This window comes from Alphaproteobacteria bacterium LSUCC0684 (genome assembly GCA_041228335.1).
Lineage (GTDB): Bacteria > Pseudomonadota > Alphaproteobacteria > Puniceispirillales > UBA1172.
Map to the genome: position 1 here is coordinate 2,374,824 of CP166130.1, position 15,464 is coordinate 2,390,287.

Below are 15,464 nucleotides of genomic sequence, written 5' to 3' on the forward strand. Positions count from 1 at the left end.
ATATTATAGTATTAGTTATTATAAAATCAAGGAAATGGAACTTCGGTCAATACATGGCCAGCACAGGCCAGGCACGTTTGGCCTTTTACGGTATCAATGAGCCGGCAAACATGGACGCCGGGTTGTTCTGAACCTTAAAGTGTAGATTTGACTTTTCCTGTCATGATATCCTTTTTCCCTTATCATTGGGGGGGCAATGTCAGCACGCCTTTCAATATTATTCCGCCAAAAATTTCCTGATCTCGATCACCTTGCCCTCAATATTCACCTCCGTCAGATTTTCCAGCCGGTCGGCAATATACTTGATCAGATCATAGAGATGGTTGAATGATTTCTGCGCATTGCCCACCATCGGCGGGGGTGATGCTCTTTCAAAACAGGCTCCACGAAATTGACCCTCTGATCTGCCGGTACCTAAATCAGGCTTTATAGATTGTTGCCATGAGCTGGCGACCAGCGTTGCTCTGAGAACTTTTTCCAACCGTGGTCCAATTGCATTTTCGTAAAGTGTGAGACAGGATCGCGCAATTCCCAGATTTGTTGTTGTGTTTCATCTTCTACATGTTCAACAACAAAAATTGAATATTTCTCCCCCTCTTTCCAGGCTTTCTCAAGTTGAGATTTGGATAGAAGTATATCGTCTTCCCGGGAGAATTCTTGCATTAGCAACGACCTCCACATTATTGCCCTGTTTCGATAAATAAATCCGCAACATTCATTTGGATATGCTTCCAAAGCATGCTCAGCGAGTGATTCAAGAACATTCCGATCAAATCTGAACATCCTATGAACCCCTCTCTTTTCGAGCATATAGTTTTTCCAAGGGGAATTTAGTCATGGCAAAGCCTGCCAATAATATGAAAACAAAAAATATAAAATCGTTGCTCAGCGGTGTGGCGTCGTTCCAGCTATCAAAAATTATCGCGAAAACTGGAAAAATAATAGGGGCTGTACCAGATAACTAGTACAAGTTATAGGTATAGTGATGAGAAAGAGCAGATTAAGCCGATTGAAGCAGACTAAATTGATGGAGCATTATGTTGCGGGAACGACGGCGAGATGTGCCGCTGATTTGGTGGGTGTAAACTTCAAAACAGCAGCATATTACTTTCATCGTCTGCGGGAAATCATCGCCCTTGAGACGCAAAATAACGATGTGCTTTCAGGTGAATTTGAGGTGGATGAGAGTTACTTTGGAGGCACACGTAAAGGCAAACGCGGGCGAGGTTCTGCGGGCAAAGTTCCTGTGTTTGGTATCCTCAAACGTGGCGGTAAGGTTTACACACAGATCATTCCAGATGCGTCAGGTCAAACGCTTATACCTATCATAGAAGATCGTATTATGCCTGATAGCATCGTATATTCAGATTGCTGGCGTGGATACAATGTCCTTGATGTATCTGAATTTAAGCATTACCGCATTAATCATTCAGTATTGTTTGCAGATAAGAAAAACCACATTAACGGCATTGAGAACTTCTGGAACCAGGCGAAACGGCATATGCGTAAATTTAACGGTATTCCTGCCAAGCATTTTCCGCTATTTTTAAAGGAGTGCGAGTGGCGATTCAACAACCCATCACCACAGACGCAATTAAAACATGTCAAACAATGGGTTAACAAACATATGGGCTAGTTATCTGGTACAGCCCCAAATAATAAATACAAACGATAGAATTATCGGACTCATTCTTTTTAACAAATAGAAATAAACGATAAAGCCGCCTACAGATGCAACAATGCCAAGATAAAAAAGAGCAAAAATGCTTTCAGATGAAAATGAAGCAAATTGAGGTTTTTCAATAATAATACCTAAAGACAATAAAAGAAGCCCGGATACCCCGATCGGAAGAGCATTAAAGGTTATGGTATTTATATTTTCTGCTGTTTTTTTTGTCAGAACATAACAAAATCCATGCATGATTGCCGCGACTAATATAGCAGCAACACCAATCAGACCACTATAGGACATGTACATATCCTGATTTATTAAAATCAGCGTTAACCCGGAAAAACCTGTTATGATGCCAAGTATTTGAGATAAATAGATACGCTCTTTCAGCAGCCACCATGAAAAAAACAATATGAATATCGGCATGGTACTAAACAGCAATGCCGTCAACCCGGATGACACATATTGTTCTCCAAAATTAAGAAGCCAATACGGCAAGGCAAAATAAAACAGGGTAATGAAATAAAAAAATTGTTTTTGACCTGCAGGATAAAAAATACTGGCCTGTCTGGCGCCTGCGAAAATGAAAAGCATTGGAGCGGCAATAATAAATCTCAGCCCTGCCGCCGTTAATGGCGGGGATGATTCAACCGCAATTTCTATAGCCAACCAGGTCGTTCCCCAGCATAAACAAACAATTAAATAAAGCGCTACAGTGATAGTATGCTGAAGATAATCCTGACCCCAAATATTTTGGCTAATCCAATCCCTGGAATGCTGGGGCATTTTTTCTCCAAATTATATTGACACCATGTCAATTAATATTTTATTTTCATTTGAAAATAAAAAAGGTATCAATCTTTGAATTTAAGGATAATATCCCTAAAATGACAGTCAATGAAGAACTTGACAGGGTGTCAATTTTACTTCATGCCGTCCAGACTGGCCCCGGTCTGAAATATCGGAAACTTGCCCAAAAACTTGCCCAATTGATCAAAGACGGGGTTTATGCTGAAGGTGAAAAACTTCCCACCCATCGCGCATTATCGTTTGACCTAGGCGTCACACCAGGCACGGTCAGCAAAGCATATAATGAACTGACAGAAACAGGATTTGTGATTGCTAAAGTTGGTGGTGGTACTTTTGTTAGCAGCATTCATGACACCCCCCAAGCCAAAGCCTTCAAAGTATATTCAGATGCTGAAGGTGACGCGATTAATCTAAGTAGAAATATTGCAATCCCGATGGATATTGGTGATATCTACAAATCTACATTGAGAGCCTTGGGGACAAATCCTGAAACGCTTGAAGAGCTCCAGCAATATGCCCCTGAATTCGGCATTGAGCGCCATCGCCAAGCAGGAGCAAGATGGATAAGTTTTGAAAATTTCCAGGCTTTGCCAGAAAAAATAATATGCACAAACGGAACTCAGCACGCTCTTTTTTGCACATTGATGGCAACGGTCAAGCGCGGTGCAGTTATCGCAACAGAACGGTTTACCTATCCGGGGCTTATTTCTATTTGCCGCACCTTGGGTATAAAAATGGACGGCCTTGAAATAGATGACGAGGGCCTGTGCCCATTGGCACTCGAGGCTGCCTGCCAACATAAGAGGATTTCTGCTCTTTACTGCACCCCAACAATCCAAAATCCTACAACCAGTGTTATGAGCTATGAACGACGCCTTGCAATTGCGCAAATTTGCAAAAAATATAATGTATTGATAATCGAAGATGAAACCCATGCATCACTTGAAGTGAACCGACTGCCTTCAATTGGTCATTTTGCCCCAGAGCTTGGGATTGTTTTATCAAGCATGAGCAAGGCAGTCATGACAGGATTGAGAGTTGGCTATGCATATGCACCCGCGCGATTGGTGAGACGCATCAGTGAGATGGTTCGCATTACTTGTTGGATGGTGACACCGTCTGCATTTCAAATTGCAACACATCTCATTAATGAAAACATTACAGACGATCTTATCAATAATCAGCGTGAAGAGATAAAACGCCGTAAATCTCTGGTCGAGCCATTCCTTGAGGGTCACCATGTCAAAACCCATCCATATAGCCCTCATTTCTGGATTCAGATGCCGGATTCGTGGCGCGCTTCGGAGATTTGCTCTGAGTTAGAGGTGAATGGTTGCCGTGTCGCTTCAGCTGAATCCTTCGCTGTGGACCCCATTCATACCGGCCAATACATTCGAGCAAGCGTAAGCGTTATCAACAATGACAATGATACATTGATCAACGGTTTCCAAATGTTGGCAGATACACTTAACCATCCAACATCATTACCAAATATCAATTAAGCGATGCATTTCTCTACTTGTTGAATAATGTTTGGTGTTACTGTGCCAAGTTATTGATATTTTAACGTAACTAAATAAATCAGCAGCGCCAATCATCATTCACCCTGAAGGGTCACGTTTTCCCGATGCGGCGGCCTGATCGACAAGAAGGAGGCAGAGCACGGCGCTGATGACTGTTGCCCCCATGACAAAACCATAAGTCCAGGCAAAGCTGCCGGACATCACCTTGATCCCTGATCCCATCATGTTGCCGGCCGCCCCGCCGATCCCGAGGCAAACATTACCCGTAGCAAAAACGAGCGACGCCGATGAGCCGATAAAATTCCGTGAAATGAACGCCGGAACAAGGCCAAAGATCGGATAGAAAGCCGCGCCGAAAGCAAGGGAAACAATCCAGATCCATCCGCCTTCAACCGCCCCCAGCATTAACGCCGCGGACGCAAAAAGAAGAAACATCTGCGCCAGCACAAGGGCCCATCGGATGGATATCCGGTCACCTAGCCAGCCCATGGCAAAACCACTGAACATGCCGACAATGCCGATAAATCTCCAGGCACCGGCGGCCCGAACGATGGTAAACCCGTGCTCTTCGACAAGGTATGATGAAAGATAGGTCTGAAATGGCATGGCGGACATGCCATTAAAGAACATCACCGCAACGACCAGCAAGGCAGGGCCTTTGGGAATGCTCGTTACGGCTTTCCTTAACCCCCGGGCTTTTTGAAAACCTGCCCGAACCCCTGGTGCGTTGGCAGACCTGATACGCCGAAAGAGCAGCCCTGCCGTGATCGAAAGAGCGGCAGAAAGCCCGAAGGTTGTGAGCCAGACTGCTCTCCAGCCATATGCATTGAACACAAGCCCGATGATCACGTTGCCGAGAAAAACCCCGTAGGCTGTGCCGGATGACATCAGGCAAAGTGCCTTGCCGCGGTGTCGTGCGGGTACCAGTTCCTGGGTGGCTTCAGCCATCGGCGTCCATACCGAGGCGGCCGTTCCGGACAGCATGACCATAAGAACGGCAAGGAGCCAGAAACTTTCAACCCATATCAGCCCGGCAAGTCCGGCGGAGCAGATAAGAATGGAGATCATCATGACGTTGTACGGGCCGTTGCGGGTGGTGATAATGCCGCTCAGAAGCGCGAAAACAAGAAAACCGATCTGCGCAAGAGACGTGATGATCCCCAGATCAAGATAGGAAAACCCGATATCCCGCATCATCGCCGGAACCAAGGACGCAAAGAGATACATCCCGAAGCCATAGGTAACGCCGATAAAGGCCGTGAAAACAACGATGATGGCGGCGGTGATACGCACCCCTCGCCCCCGTCTACCTGCCTGCCCTCGGGCGCGGCGCTGATCGGAAAGCGTCAAGCAGGGTCATATGATACTGAGCCCGGGATCATCGGTCACGTTGATATGCTCTCCTCCGCCAAAGAAATCATCCAGAAGATCAGCTTCCGTCAGGGTCGCCTTGCCGTCGCTGATGGCGGTGAAGTTGCTGGCGTCATACGCCTGCAGATTGCCGGGTTTGGACGTATCCAAATTCACCACCAGGGTGGAACCGGCGTCATCGCCGCTGCTGCCTTGAGTCTTGCCGGCGTGGGTGAAGCCAAGTTCCACGGCGGTGATCTTGCCATCCAGTGCACCGCTATCTGCAACCGAGACGACAACGGTGAGCAGATTGGAGGTGCCGCCCTTCACCTGAGTGAAGGCCTTTGCGAGCCAGGCGTCGTAGTCACTGAAGGCCCCGACGGCTTTCGTATCCACGAGAAAAAGCTGATCCACGAAAGGGGTGAAGTTGTTGATGATGTCCCCGCCATCGCTCAAGGTCCAGCCATCATCGCCCGTGCTTTCAACGCGGTGGATGATTTCGTCCTTGCTCTTGATATCAAGGGTGAGTGTATCCTTCCCAAAACCGCCGATCAGAATATCATTTCCGCCGCCGGTGGTGATAGTATCGTTGCCATTGCCGCCCCGAAGCGTTTCGTGACCGGATGTGCCGGTGATGGTCTCATCGGCGGTGGTGCCCGTGATATCTGTTCTCCCGGTGATGGTGAAGACGGCTTCCATGGAATTGGTGTAACCATCGCTGTCGGTCACGGTCACGATATAGGTGGTGCTGAGTTCATCCTGAGAGTTGAGGGCATTTATGTCGGTATTCGTGTTGTCGACAAGGTAGGTCCAGCTGCCATCGCTGGCGAGGTTGAGCGTGCCATATTCCGGCAACCCCGCTTTCACCTCTGCCGTGAACACAAGCGGGATTCCGGCAGAGCCATCCTCAATATCAATGGCGCTGAAGACACCCTTGTTCGGTTCTGTTTCATCCTCAATGGTTTCGCCGAAGAGCGTGGTCGAATCAAGCAATGGGTCGGCGCCGATTTTGAGGTTAAACGTCACGCTGCCAGTATTGTACCCGCTCACCCCGTCGCGGATAGTGACCATTACCGGCAGGGTTTCCCCTTCACTGAACTCGGCTGCTTTGTTGACCACAAGCCGGGAGGAGGTGCTGTCGCCGACAACGCCGAACCGGTCATCGGAAACCATCACCACCAGTTCGGAATCAGGTGTATCCGCATCCGCATAGGAAAAAGAATATCCCGTCTGCATCTCGGTTGAGACAGCGCCCACTGCCGGAATGACAATCGACTGGACCCCGCCCTGGGTTATCACCGGCGCGGCATCATTGATGTTGTCAATGTTGAGCGTGAAGGTTTCGGTCAGCGCCGGGTTGGTGGTCGCCGTCACCGTTACCACATGGCTGGTCAGGCGTTCGTAATCCAACTCAACCCCGGCTCTCAACCGAAGCTCTGTGCCGCCCTCTTTATTTTCCTTGATCTCAAAGAGCGTGATATCGTCCACGGCAGCGCTGTTTTCCCCGAGCGCATCATCGGTAAAACTGATATCGGCAAGATGCCGTGCGCTGGTGACGCCTTCGTCGAGCCGGATCGTTTTCAATGACAGTTCCATCCGCGTCGGCGGCTCATCCTCATTGGTGATATTCACCGTCACCGTTGACCTGAATGACGACGACGCTTCCCCGGGAACAGCCTCCACCGACAGCTCGTAGCTTTTCACGCCGCTTTCAAAATCCTCTCCGCCTCCCGTATAGGAAATCACTCCCGTGTTGGCATTTATGTGAAAATTGCCATTGGTATCGGCCCCGTTTCCGAACCCGTAGGTTGCGGGGTCAGCCACGTGATCGGTTGTCGTCACCACCCCGACAGGGACAGGCGTTGATGAGCCATCGGCATTTTCGGCAAGGCTGAATATATAGGCAAAAACCGGCGCTGCTGCCTCATCCTGCTTTGAGCTTTCGTCCATATCTTCCATGATCATGGCCGTTGGTATCATCTGTTACTGATCAACAACCATCTGGCCCTGTTGTTGATCCGGCACGGTCTCTTTCTGATCGACCGGCATCTGGGCCTGGTTTTCATCAGGTGATGCCTTGTCGATTTCATCGATGGCGGCGGCGGCCTGATCACCTGCAAGGCCCGGGGTATCCCGTTCAATATACTCGATGCGGGACCGGGTGCAGGCGATCAGGGATAATCCGGCCGAAATCCAGATCAGATTCCGGCCGGTGCTGGAGATGACGGGAAACTTTTGCACTGGCAACAACAAGATCCTTGCTGGCGCCAATATTGCGGCACCAAATTTTTTGAGCCTGCGCATCACGACCTCGTACCATCCGGGTGAAGTGCTGAGTGTCCAAATGATGCACATATTTTGATAAAAAAGCGTTAACGCAGATCATTTTTTTCAAAATTTATTTCATGTGATTAGCCTGCCCGAACTTATGTATTAATCCATCATACAAAAGTATTGCTACCACCTTAGCAATACCCGGCCCGCACCGGCGCCGATACCGCCTGAAGCCAGGATTCCCAAGAGATACCACAAGGCAAAGAACCCGGGGCTGTCCTCGGTGCAGGTCAGTGCATAGATTACCGTCGCCCCGGCGCCAGCCGCAAACCCGGCCATCGCCCCTGCAACCCAGGGCCGGGTGACCGCATCCTGACGGAGAGACCAGAGCTGCGCGAGGGTAAGCGGCAGGGCCAGCACCGGAATGCTGACAAGACAGCGCAGCAAGGATGGACGGAAGGCAAGTTCGGACCAGCTCTGGGTGGAGATGGCGGAGAAGAAGAGCAGAGGGAAGATCATGAGGCAGATCAGGGCAGGCCAGAGCCGGGGTGATGCGTCGGGACGCCCAAGACTGAGGGCGATGGGCAGGGTGGAGAGCAGTATCAGAAGCGGCACAGCCTGCTTGGCCATGACGGTAGTGGTGAAAATCACCGCCATATAATCCGCCCGGATCGGCCAACCCATGATATGGAAGGCCAAGAGCCCGAAACTTCCGACCGCAATTCCGGCTGCAACCATCAGCGCAGCAAAATCCCTGATCCGGTGGCGGGAAGGGATGGCGCTCTCACGGCCAAGACGGGTGATCAGCTCTTCATGTTGGTACATCACTCTTGCCCTTTATTGCTGAGATTGAGTATGGAACGGAGCTTCCGGACGCCGCGGTGAAACTGCAGCCGGACGGCGTTTTCGCTGATGCCGACCTTGGCGCTCGTCTCCCGGATGCTTTTGCCATCAAGCCCGATGGAGGTCATGACCCGGCCGGTCTTGCCCCCCAGCCGGGATATCCCTTTTTCAAGATCCATGCGTGTTTCGGCATTTTCAATCATGGTAGCGATGGCCTCATCAACCCGGTTGAGGTCAAGTTCGGCATGGCGGTCGGAATGACGTTTCAGCGCCCGCACCCGATCGATCATCCGATACCGGGCGATGGCGTAGACCCAAGGCAGAATCGGCCGCGTTGATGTCCAGGTATGTCGCTTGGCGTGAATTGCCAGCAGAATATCCTGAACCATGTCATCCTGATCTGCCTGGCTTGTCGCCGGGACCATGGCGCCGACCATCGAGGCCAGCACCGGTGCAAGCTGCCGGTAGAATTCGGAATAGGCTGTCTTGTCTCCGGCAAGTCCGGCCCGCAAGGTTTCCGCCATATCGTGTTCGCTGAGACGCCCCAAAGGTTTCGCCTTGGTTGCAGGGTTTTTTCTTTCCTTCGCTTAAGCATAGGAAAAACCGCTCTCAAGGGCAAATCTATCCGATCAGGCGTTTATATCTCCTCCTGTTTCAGAATTGCCAGCTTCTGGCCGATCAACCGATCAAGCGATAACGGACCTGCCCCCATGAAGACCATCACCAGCAAGGGGAAAATCCAGAATATCCGCTGATCCGGGACAAGGCTTTTCGGATCCCCGTCCAGCAATGATCCCATGGGCACGCCATGGCCAAGGACATCGACCACCGACATCACGATGATGAAACCAATCATGCTGAGGGCGGCGGGCCGGGTCAGCAGGCCGGCAACGATGAGAAGCGGCAGAATCACCTCAGCCCATGTGCCGGCCATGACAATGACCCAGGCAATGACGCCCATGGCCGAAGGATCATACCCCACTTGCTCAAACGTCCGGGGCAGGATCTGGGCATAGGCACCGACGCTCGGGATGAAGAGTCCTGAAAGGCCATCGCCGAATTTCGTCAGCGCCGATTTCCAGAAAAATGCGAAAAGAGTCAGCGCGAAAACAAGCCGGGCCAAGCCCGGAAGAGCTGTGGGGGCCAGCCTGTCCAGCCGGGAATACTCGCCCACAACAGCGCATCCAGCATGATGGAAAAATAGAGATTTCATAAATTTGCCTCCCTAGAGAAGATCGGTTGCATGGCTGATTGCCAGCACCATCAATGTGTCAAGATGATCGCCGCCGCCATCATCCACTGCCGCCGAGGCGGCCTCACCCAGGCTTGCGCCGCCAAGAATCTCCATGAAGAATCTGCCCCCTCCCTCAGCCAGCAGCATCGTCTCCACCTGCGTCTGCCGACGGCTGACGAGCACCGTCTGCCCATGGATGGGAATATCCGTCTCAGGGGTATCGGTGCTTTTCCGCCAGATGGCGTGAATCGGAAAGCGGCTGCAGATGAGCCGAAGCGAAGGATGAAGCTGCAAGCGGAGCCCGAGCAGGGTTTCCGTATCACTGCATGCAAGCGACTGGCGATTGAGAATATCGCGGTCGGCAGCCGTAAATGCCTCCTGCCTTGCGTATTCAAGGCGGGCGATATCGCCGAGATAAGGCAGGGAGGCTACAGGCGGAAAGCCATCGATGAAATCAGCAAACCCGTCGCCATAGAGCGCCAGAACCGGCGTTGTCGGCATCCTTGTCTGGATATAGACCCCGGCGAGGGCCCTGAAAAATTCCTCCCCCACCAGTTCCTGAACAACGGGAAAATTATCAGAAAGAGCCCCGGTCAGCGCCGCGCGAATATTGTTGCGATAGACATTGAAGCGTCGTTCGATATCAGCGGCAGATTTACCCCGCATTTCCAGCGGCACCGGGGCGCCAGGCGCAGAAAGGGCATTGGCGAAACTATCCTGCCACGGCATGACCCGTCTCCATATCGGTCACCAGGCCAAGGATAGCGGCGGCCTTTTCCGCTTCCGCCGCAAGAGTGGCAAAAGGTGGCAGATTGCCGTCCCATTCGATCAGGGTCGGCCTTGCGCCATGGATTTCAATCACCCTGGAATAGAGATCCCACACCCTGCCAGAGACACATGTATCATGGCTGTCGATAAGCAGTCTGGCGCCGGTGCCATCCTGATCAACCGCGTGACCGGCAAGGTGGATTTCGCCAACCGCCTCCATCGGCAGGGCATCCAGATACGGCTCAGCCTCCAGCCCCTGATTGGTGCTGCTGACAACGACATTGTTGATATCAAGCAGAATCCCGCAACCGGTCTGGCGGATGATTTCGGAGATAAATTCCGTCTCGCTCATCTCATGGCAGTCAAAATCGATATAAAGAGACGGGTTTTCGAGCAGCATCCGCCGTCCCAGCACGTCCTGCACCTGGTTGATATGCTCAACGACCCGGGCCAGCGTCTGCCTTGTATAGGGCAGGGGCAGGAGATCGTTGAAACAGGTCCCGCCATGGGATGACCAGGCAAGGTGTTCGGAAAACGCCGCCGGCTCAAGCCAGTCCAGCAATGTCCTGAGCCGCCCGAGATGGTCACGGTCAAGTGGCTGCATCGAGCCGATGGACAGGCCGACGCCATGACAGGATACGGGATAGGATGCGGCCAGAGCTTCGAGTTGCCAGCGCATCGGTCCGCCATCAATCATGTAGTTTTCCGCGTGAATCTCAAACCACGCAACCGGATGGCCGCCCGCCATGACAGCGTCGGCATGGACCGGTTTGAAACTGGTTCCGGCGGCATCGGGCAGGCTGGTGATTGCAGTTGAGCTGGTCATGATCACGTCTCGGTCATGTTTCGGTTATCTATGAGGCAAGGGATGGCGAGGCCTGCCATGGCTGGCATCACCATCCCCGCTGCGCTCAGCCTTTGCTCAGGATGGCAGATCACGATTGAGCTCGGTAAGCGAGCCCATCCGCGGTGTCCCATCGGTCATGGCCGGCAGATCAATGCTGGTACAGGTTCCTTTCGGCACCAGCGTCCAGGCATTGCCCTGATAGTCAACGGTGGAGGTGCCGGCGCAATGCGTCCCGGCCCCGGCTTTGCAATCGTTCTTGCCGGCCAGCGAAACGCCGTAGCATTTCTCGTTGGACCCGGCATGGGCCAGTGGCACGGCCATGATGTTGAGCGTGGAAACCGTCGCCGCAGCAATGACGGCGGCTTTCAGTGTTTTCGACATGTTTTTCTCCCATTCGAAGTTTTGGCCAGCGCTGCAATCTGCCTGACCTGAAATACACTTCGTCCGGGAAGACAGATATATTTCATGGCAGATGAAAAAAATTTGGTGGCAAGCCGGATCACTCCCGGCAATCCATCAACCAACAGGCTTGCAACCCATGGCTTGCCGGAGGCGACGGGATAAGGCTAGACTTGCCTGCCGAGGGACAGGAACAAAGGGCCACGCCATGCTCATCATCACCGATGCCGAGATGGGGTTTTCCGGAAAATCTCTTTTCGGCCCCCTGTCCCTGAAAGTCGAGGGCGGCCAGATTGCTCTTCTTCAGGCTCCAAGCGGGGCGGGAAAATCAACACTTCTCCACTGGATCTGCGGCACCCCGCCTCCCGGGCTTCACGCCTCAGGCCAGATCCACCTTGATGGCAAGGATATCACGTCTCTTCCTGCCGAAGACCGGCAGGTCGGGATCATGTTTCAGGAAGCGCTCCTGTTTCCGCATCTGACGGTGGGAGGCAATCTGGCCTTCGGTATCCCGGGCTCGGTGCCAGAGAGGGAACGCCAGCGACGGATTTCGGACACGCTTGCACGCGTCGGCATGCCGGATATGGCCGACCGGGACCCGATGACTCTTTCCGGCGGCCAGAAAGCTCGCATCTCGCTCATGCGGAGCCTGATGGCCGAGCCGCAAGCGATCCTTCTTGATGAGCCGTTTTCAAGCCTTGATCCTGAGATACGGGAGGAATTCAGCGCCTTCATTCGCCAGGAAATCGAACTACGCCGCCTGCCCGCGGTGCTTGTCAGCCACGATCCACGAGATCAGGAAATGGCCACCGGTCCTCTCTACCGGTTGCCGGAAACCGGGGGGAAAATGTGAAACTTCCATGTTTACATGTTGATTTTAGCAACTGATGCGCCATATCTTCGGTTAGCAATTCAATGATCCACCGACCGGATCGGGAGACAGAACATATGACCCCCTACGATTCCAATAAACTTTCACTCCAGGTGGATAATTCGCGCCCCAGCCGGGAAGAGGCCGAAGAGGCCGTCCGCACGCTGATCCGATGGGCGGGTGACCGGCCGGACCGCGAAGGCCTTGCCGATACCCCGGCGCGCGTCGTCCGGTCATATGAGGAATTTTTCGCCGGATATCAGGAAGATGCCGCGGAAATGCTGTCTCGCACTTTTGAGGAAGTGGATGGCTATGACGATATGGTGCTCTTGCGTGATATCCGCATCGAATCCTATTGCGAGCATCACATTGTCCCGATCCTGGGCAGTGCAAGTATCGCCTATTTCCCGGATCGCCGCGTTGTCGGCATCTCCAAACTTGCCCGGGTGATCGACATCTTTGCCAAACGCCTGCAGACTCAAGAGACCATGACGGCACAGATTGCGGATACCATTCAATCCGTCCTGCAGCCGAGAGGCGTTGCCCTGATCGTCGATGCCCAGCATCAATGCATGACGACAAGAGGTGTCCACAAACAGGGCGTCAGCATGGTAACCACCAGATTTACCGGTGTTTTTGAAGCCGATGAAACCCTGCGGGATCGTTTCCTTCTGCAGACTGGTCACCGCTGATTATCGCTTTCCTAGACAGGACCCCTCATTTGCCTTTATAAAAGAGGCATGTCTTGGTCATATGGGAAACGGCAATGCCGCTTAGCCCGGTCTTTCATATTCTCGGTATTCTTCTGAGCCTTCTTGCCGCCACGATGGTGATTCCCGCCGCCGTGGACTATTTCTACGGCTATCCCGACTGGACGGCCTTTATCGCGGCAGGAATGATCACGCTGTTTTTTGGCTCGGGCCTTTTGCTTTCCACCAATATCCGAGCTGATGAAACCCTTGGGCTGCGCCAGGCCTTCGTGCTCACCAATGCCGCCTGGGTGCTGATCGGCATTTTCGGCGCGTTGCCCTTTATGCTGGCCAATACCGGGATGACGCTCACCAATGCGGTTTTCGAATCCGTTTCCGGCATCACCACCACCGGGTCGACGGTGATACCCTTTCTTGAAGTGATGTCGCCGGGCGTACTTGTCTGGCGGGCACTGCTCCAATGGCTTGGCGGTATCGGCATCATTGTGATGGCCCTTGCCGTCCTGCCGATGCTGAGCGTTGGCGGCATGCAGCTCTTCAAGACGGAATCCTATGAAACGCCGGACAAGGTGGTGCCGAGGGCAGCGGAACTTGCAGGTGGTATTTTTCTTGTCTATGGCGCGTTGACCCTGCTCTGGGCGGTCATGCTCGGGATCGCTGGCATGCCAGCCTTTGATGCGGTCATCCACGCCATGACCACGCTTGCCACCGGCGGCTTTTCCAGCCGCACCGATTCGATTGCTGCTTTTCATAATGCCTGGGTGGAATGGGTGGTTGTTGGTGGTATGATTGTCGGCAGTCTGCCTTTTGCCCATTACATGGCCCTGACTAGGGGCGGCTGGTCGAGGCTTCGTCAGGACCCGCAAGTCAGGTGGTTTCTGGCCCTTGCGGCATCGGTATCGCTGTTGATCACCTGGCAGTTGATGAGTGCCATCTCCTATCCGCTTGATGATGCCCTGCGGCTGGCCGTGTTCAACACTGTCTCCATCATGACCGGCACCGGCTACGGCAGCGCGGATTTCGGATCCTGGGGAGGAAGCGCCACGGTGCTGCTGCTGATCTGCATGTTCATTGGCGGCTGCGCCGGTTCCACCACCTGCGGGATCAAGATGTTCCGGCTTCAGGTGCTGGCGGCAAATGCCCGTATTCAACTGTCCCGGCTGATGCGCCCGCATGCCGTGGTGGTCGCCTATTACAACAAGAAACCTGTACCCGAGCCGGTGATCGATTCGGTGATGGGATTCTTCTATCTCTATATTCTCTGTTTTGTCACTGTCGCAAGCCTGCTCGGCCTTACCGGGCTTGATCTGGAGACCGCCATTTCAGGCGCGGCAACCTCCATCAGCAATGTCGGCCCGGGTCTCGGGGAGATCATCGGTCCGGCAGGAAATTTTGATGGCCTGCCGATACCGGCAAAATGGGTGATGTGCGCCGCCATGATCGTGGGGCGGCTCGAACTCTTCACCGTGCTCGTGATGCTGGCACCGGGTTTCTGGCGCCGCTAGAGCCTAGCCTTTCGGCCAGCCGTTATGGCCTGCGACATTGTCAAGCTGCTTGCGGAATTCCCTCTCGAAGAGATTAACGGTATTACGGGCAATCTTCAGCCTTAGCTGATCTGCTTCGGCGGGAGTCGTGTCATCGGCAATCGAGGATTCGTATTCCGCGCGTACCACCAGCGTGGCGGACCGGTTGGCCGACGGATGGCTGAACGAAAAAATCCCCTCAAGTTCAACCCGGACAAGGCGACTCTGCTCATTGGTGATGAGCGCCTTCAGGCTTTCTTCACTTTCGAGATTGATCTCGGTCATGGCCGCGCAGGTGATGGTGAAGAGCAGATTGCCGGATCCATCACTCGGGGTGAGACGGCTTCCTGCCCATTCCACCAGGAGATCCGATGGCGACGGGGTGAAGAGATGATCGATATAGGGTTTCTCTCCGGGGCCTGAATACTCCGAGATGATATCGATAGCGGCAACGGCAAGTGGCACAGGGCCACCTTCAGGACTGGTAAAGACCACCTGGGGTGGGGCGGTGTTCTGGCAGGCGGCCAGCAGGAACGAGCCGGTCAGCCCTGCGGCCAGGAGATGAAGTGCACGGCGGCGGTTCTGGCCGGTGGCCAGATCGGCATTGGACGTTTTCATGATAAATCTCTTCATCAGCGCG

General features: G+C 53.1%; 19 protein-coding genes. 6 read left to right on the forward strand and 13 right to left on the reverse strand.

The window, feature by feature from the left end:
- Positions 1-217 precede the first annotated feature (217 nt).
- On the reverse strand, positions 218-352 hold the full coding sequence (locus AB8880_11360) for a hypothetical protein (protein ID XDZ65503.1): 135 nt from the start codon (positions 350-352) through the stop codon (positions 218-220).
- A gap of 74 nt (positions 353-426) precedes the next feature.
- Positions 427-783 (reverse strand): hypothetical protein, encoded by a 357-nt coding sequence (locus tag AB8880_11365; GenBank protein XDZ65504.1) that lies wholly within the window; start codon positions 781-783, stop codon positions 427-429.
- Between the two features lie 53 nt (positions 784-836).
- On the opposite strand from AB8880_11365, the gene AB8880_11370 reads away from it, so the two are divergent.
- Both AB8880_11370 and AB8880_11375 read left to right on the forward strand, forming a co-directional pair.
- Positions 837-965, forward strand: a complete 129-nt coding sequence (locus AB8880_11370) for a hypothetical protein (protein ID XDZ65505.1) — start codon at positions 837-839, stop codon at positions 963-965.
- 20 nt (positions 966-985) lie between these two features.
- On the forward strand, positions 986-1,636 hold the full coding sequence (locus AB8880_11375) for an IS1595 family transposase (protein ID XDZ65506.1): 651 nt from the start codon (positions 986-988) through the stop codon (positions 1,634-1,636).
- Here AB8880_11375 and AB8880_11380 read toward each other — a convergent pair whose 3' ends face one another.
- Positions 1,637-2,458 (reverse strand): DMT family transporter, encoded by an 822-nt coding sequence (locus AB8880_11380; protein XDZ65507.1) that lies wholly within the window; start codon positions 2,456-2,458, stop codon positions 1,637-1,639.
- A 101-nt stretch (positions 2,459-2,559) separates the two neighbouring features.
- Between AB8880_11380 and AB8880_11385 the strand changes: the two genes are divergently transcribed.
- Complete coding sequence (locus AB8880_11385) at positions 2,560-3,984, forward strand: PLP-dependent aminotransferase family protein (protein XDZ65508.1); 1,425 nt, start codon at positions 2,560-2,562, stop codon at positions 3,982-3,984.
- 99 nt (positions 3,985-4,083) lie between these two features.
- Here the strand turns inward: AB8880_11385 and AB8880_11390 are convergent, their stop codons facing one another.
- The 9 genes from AB8880_11390 to AB8880_11430 form a co-directional block, all read right to left on the reverse strand.
- Complete coding sequence (locus tag AB8880_11390) at positions 4,084-5,298, reverse strand: nitrate/nitrite transporter (protein XDZ65509.1); 1,215 nt, start codon at positions 5,296-5,298, stop codon at positions 4,084-4,086.
- Between the two features lie 63 nt (positions 5,299-5,361).
- Positions 5,362-7,335 (reverse strand): VCBS domain-containing protein, encoded by a 1,974-nt coding sequence (locus tag AB8880_11395; GenBank protein ID XDZ65510.1) that lies wholly within the window; start codon positions 7,333-7,335, stop codon positions 5,362-5,364.
- Between the two features lie 3 nt (positions 7,336-7,338).
- Positions 7,339-7,602: a hypothetical protein gene (locus AB8880_11400; GenBank protein XDZ65511.1), complete on the reverse strand. Its 264-nt coding sequence runs from the start codon at positions 7,600-7,602 to the stop codon at positions 7,339-7,341.
- A 210-nt stretch (positions 7,603-7,812) separates the two neighbouring features.
- Positions 7,813-8,454, reverse strand: a complete 642-nt coding sequence (locus AB8880_11405) for a DUF1109 domain-containing protein (GenBank protein XDZ65512.1) — start codon at positions 8,452-8,454, stop codon at positions 7,813-7,815.
- Positions 8,454-9,020 (reverse strand): sigma-70 family RNA polymerase sigma factor, encoded by a 567-nt coding sequence (locus tag AB8880_11410; GenBank protein ID XDZ65513.1) that lies wholly within the window; start codon positions 9,018-9,020, stop codon positions 8,454-8,456. Before AB8880_11410 ends, AB8880_11405 begins: the two co-directional genes overlap by 1 nt.
- 89 nt (positions 9,021-9,109) lie before the next feature.
- A complete protein-coding gene (locus AB8880_11415; protein ID XDZ65514.1) occupies positions 9,110-9,685 on the reverse strand; it encodes a DoxX family protein in 576 nt (191 codons plus the stop codon).
- Between the two features lie 12 nt (positions 9,686-9,697).
- The gene (locus tag AB8880_11420) at positions 9,698-10,435 is read right to left on the reverse strand and encodes a DUF2063 domain-containing protein (protein ID XDZ65515.1); all 738 of its coding nucleotides are present in this window, start codon (positions 10,433-10,435) and stop codon (positions 9,698-9,700) included.
- Positions 10,419-11,300 (reverse strand): DUF692 domain-containing protein, encoded by an 882-nt coding sequence (locus AB8880_11425; protein XDZ65516.1) that lies wholly within the window; start codon positions 11,298-11,300, stop codon positions 10,419-10,421. The genes AB8880_11420 and AB8880_11425 overlap by 17 nt, the downstream gene beginning before the upstream one ends.
- A 96-nt stretch (positions 11,301-11,396) precedes the next feature.
- Positions 11,397-11,702 (reverse strand): DUF2282 domain-containing protein, encoded by a 306-nt coding sequence (locus AB8880_11430; GenBank protein XDZ65517.1) that lies wholly within the window; start codon positions 11,700-11,702, stop codon positions 11,397-11,399.
- Positions 11,703-11,928: 226 nt separating this feature from the next.
- Between AB8880_11430 and AB8880_11435 the strand changes: the two genes are divergently transcribed.
- The 3 genes from AB8880_11435 (at position 11,929) to AB8880_11445 (ending at position 14,806) form a co-directional block, all read left to right on the forward strand.
- Entirely contained in the window at positions 11,929-12,573 is a 645-nt protein-coding gene (locus AB8880_11435) for an ATP-binding cassette domain-containing protein (GenBank protein ID XDZ65518.1), read from the forward strand.
- A 95-nt stretch (positions 12,574-12,668) separates the two neighbouring features.
- Positions 12,669-13,283: a GTP cyclohydrolase I FolE gene (gene folE / locus AB8880_11440; protein ID XDZ65519.1), complete on the forward strand. Its 615-nt coding sequence runs from the start codon at positions 12,669-12,671 to the stop codon at positions 13,281-13,283.
- Positions 13,284-13,357: 74 nt separating this feature from the next.
- On the forward strand, positions 13,358-14,806 hold the full coding sequence (locus tag AB8880_11445) for a TrkH family potassium uptake protein (protein XDZ65520.1): 1,449 nt from the start codon (positions 13,358-13,360) through the stop codon (positions 14,804-14,806).
- Between the two features lie 3 nt (positions 14,807-14,809).
- Here the strand turns inward: AB8880_11445 and AB8880_11450 are convergent, their stop codons facing one another.
- Positions 14,810-15,442, reverse strand: a complete 633-nt coding sequence (locus AB8880_11450) for a hypothetical protein (GenBank protein XDZ65521.1) — start codon at positions 15,440-15,442, stop codon at positions 14,810-14,812.
- Positions 15,443-15,464 lie beyond the last annotated feature (22 nt).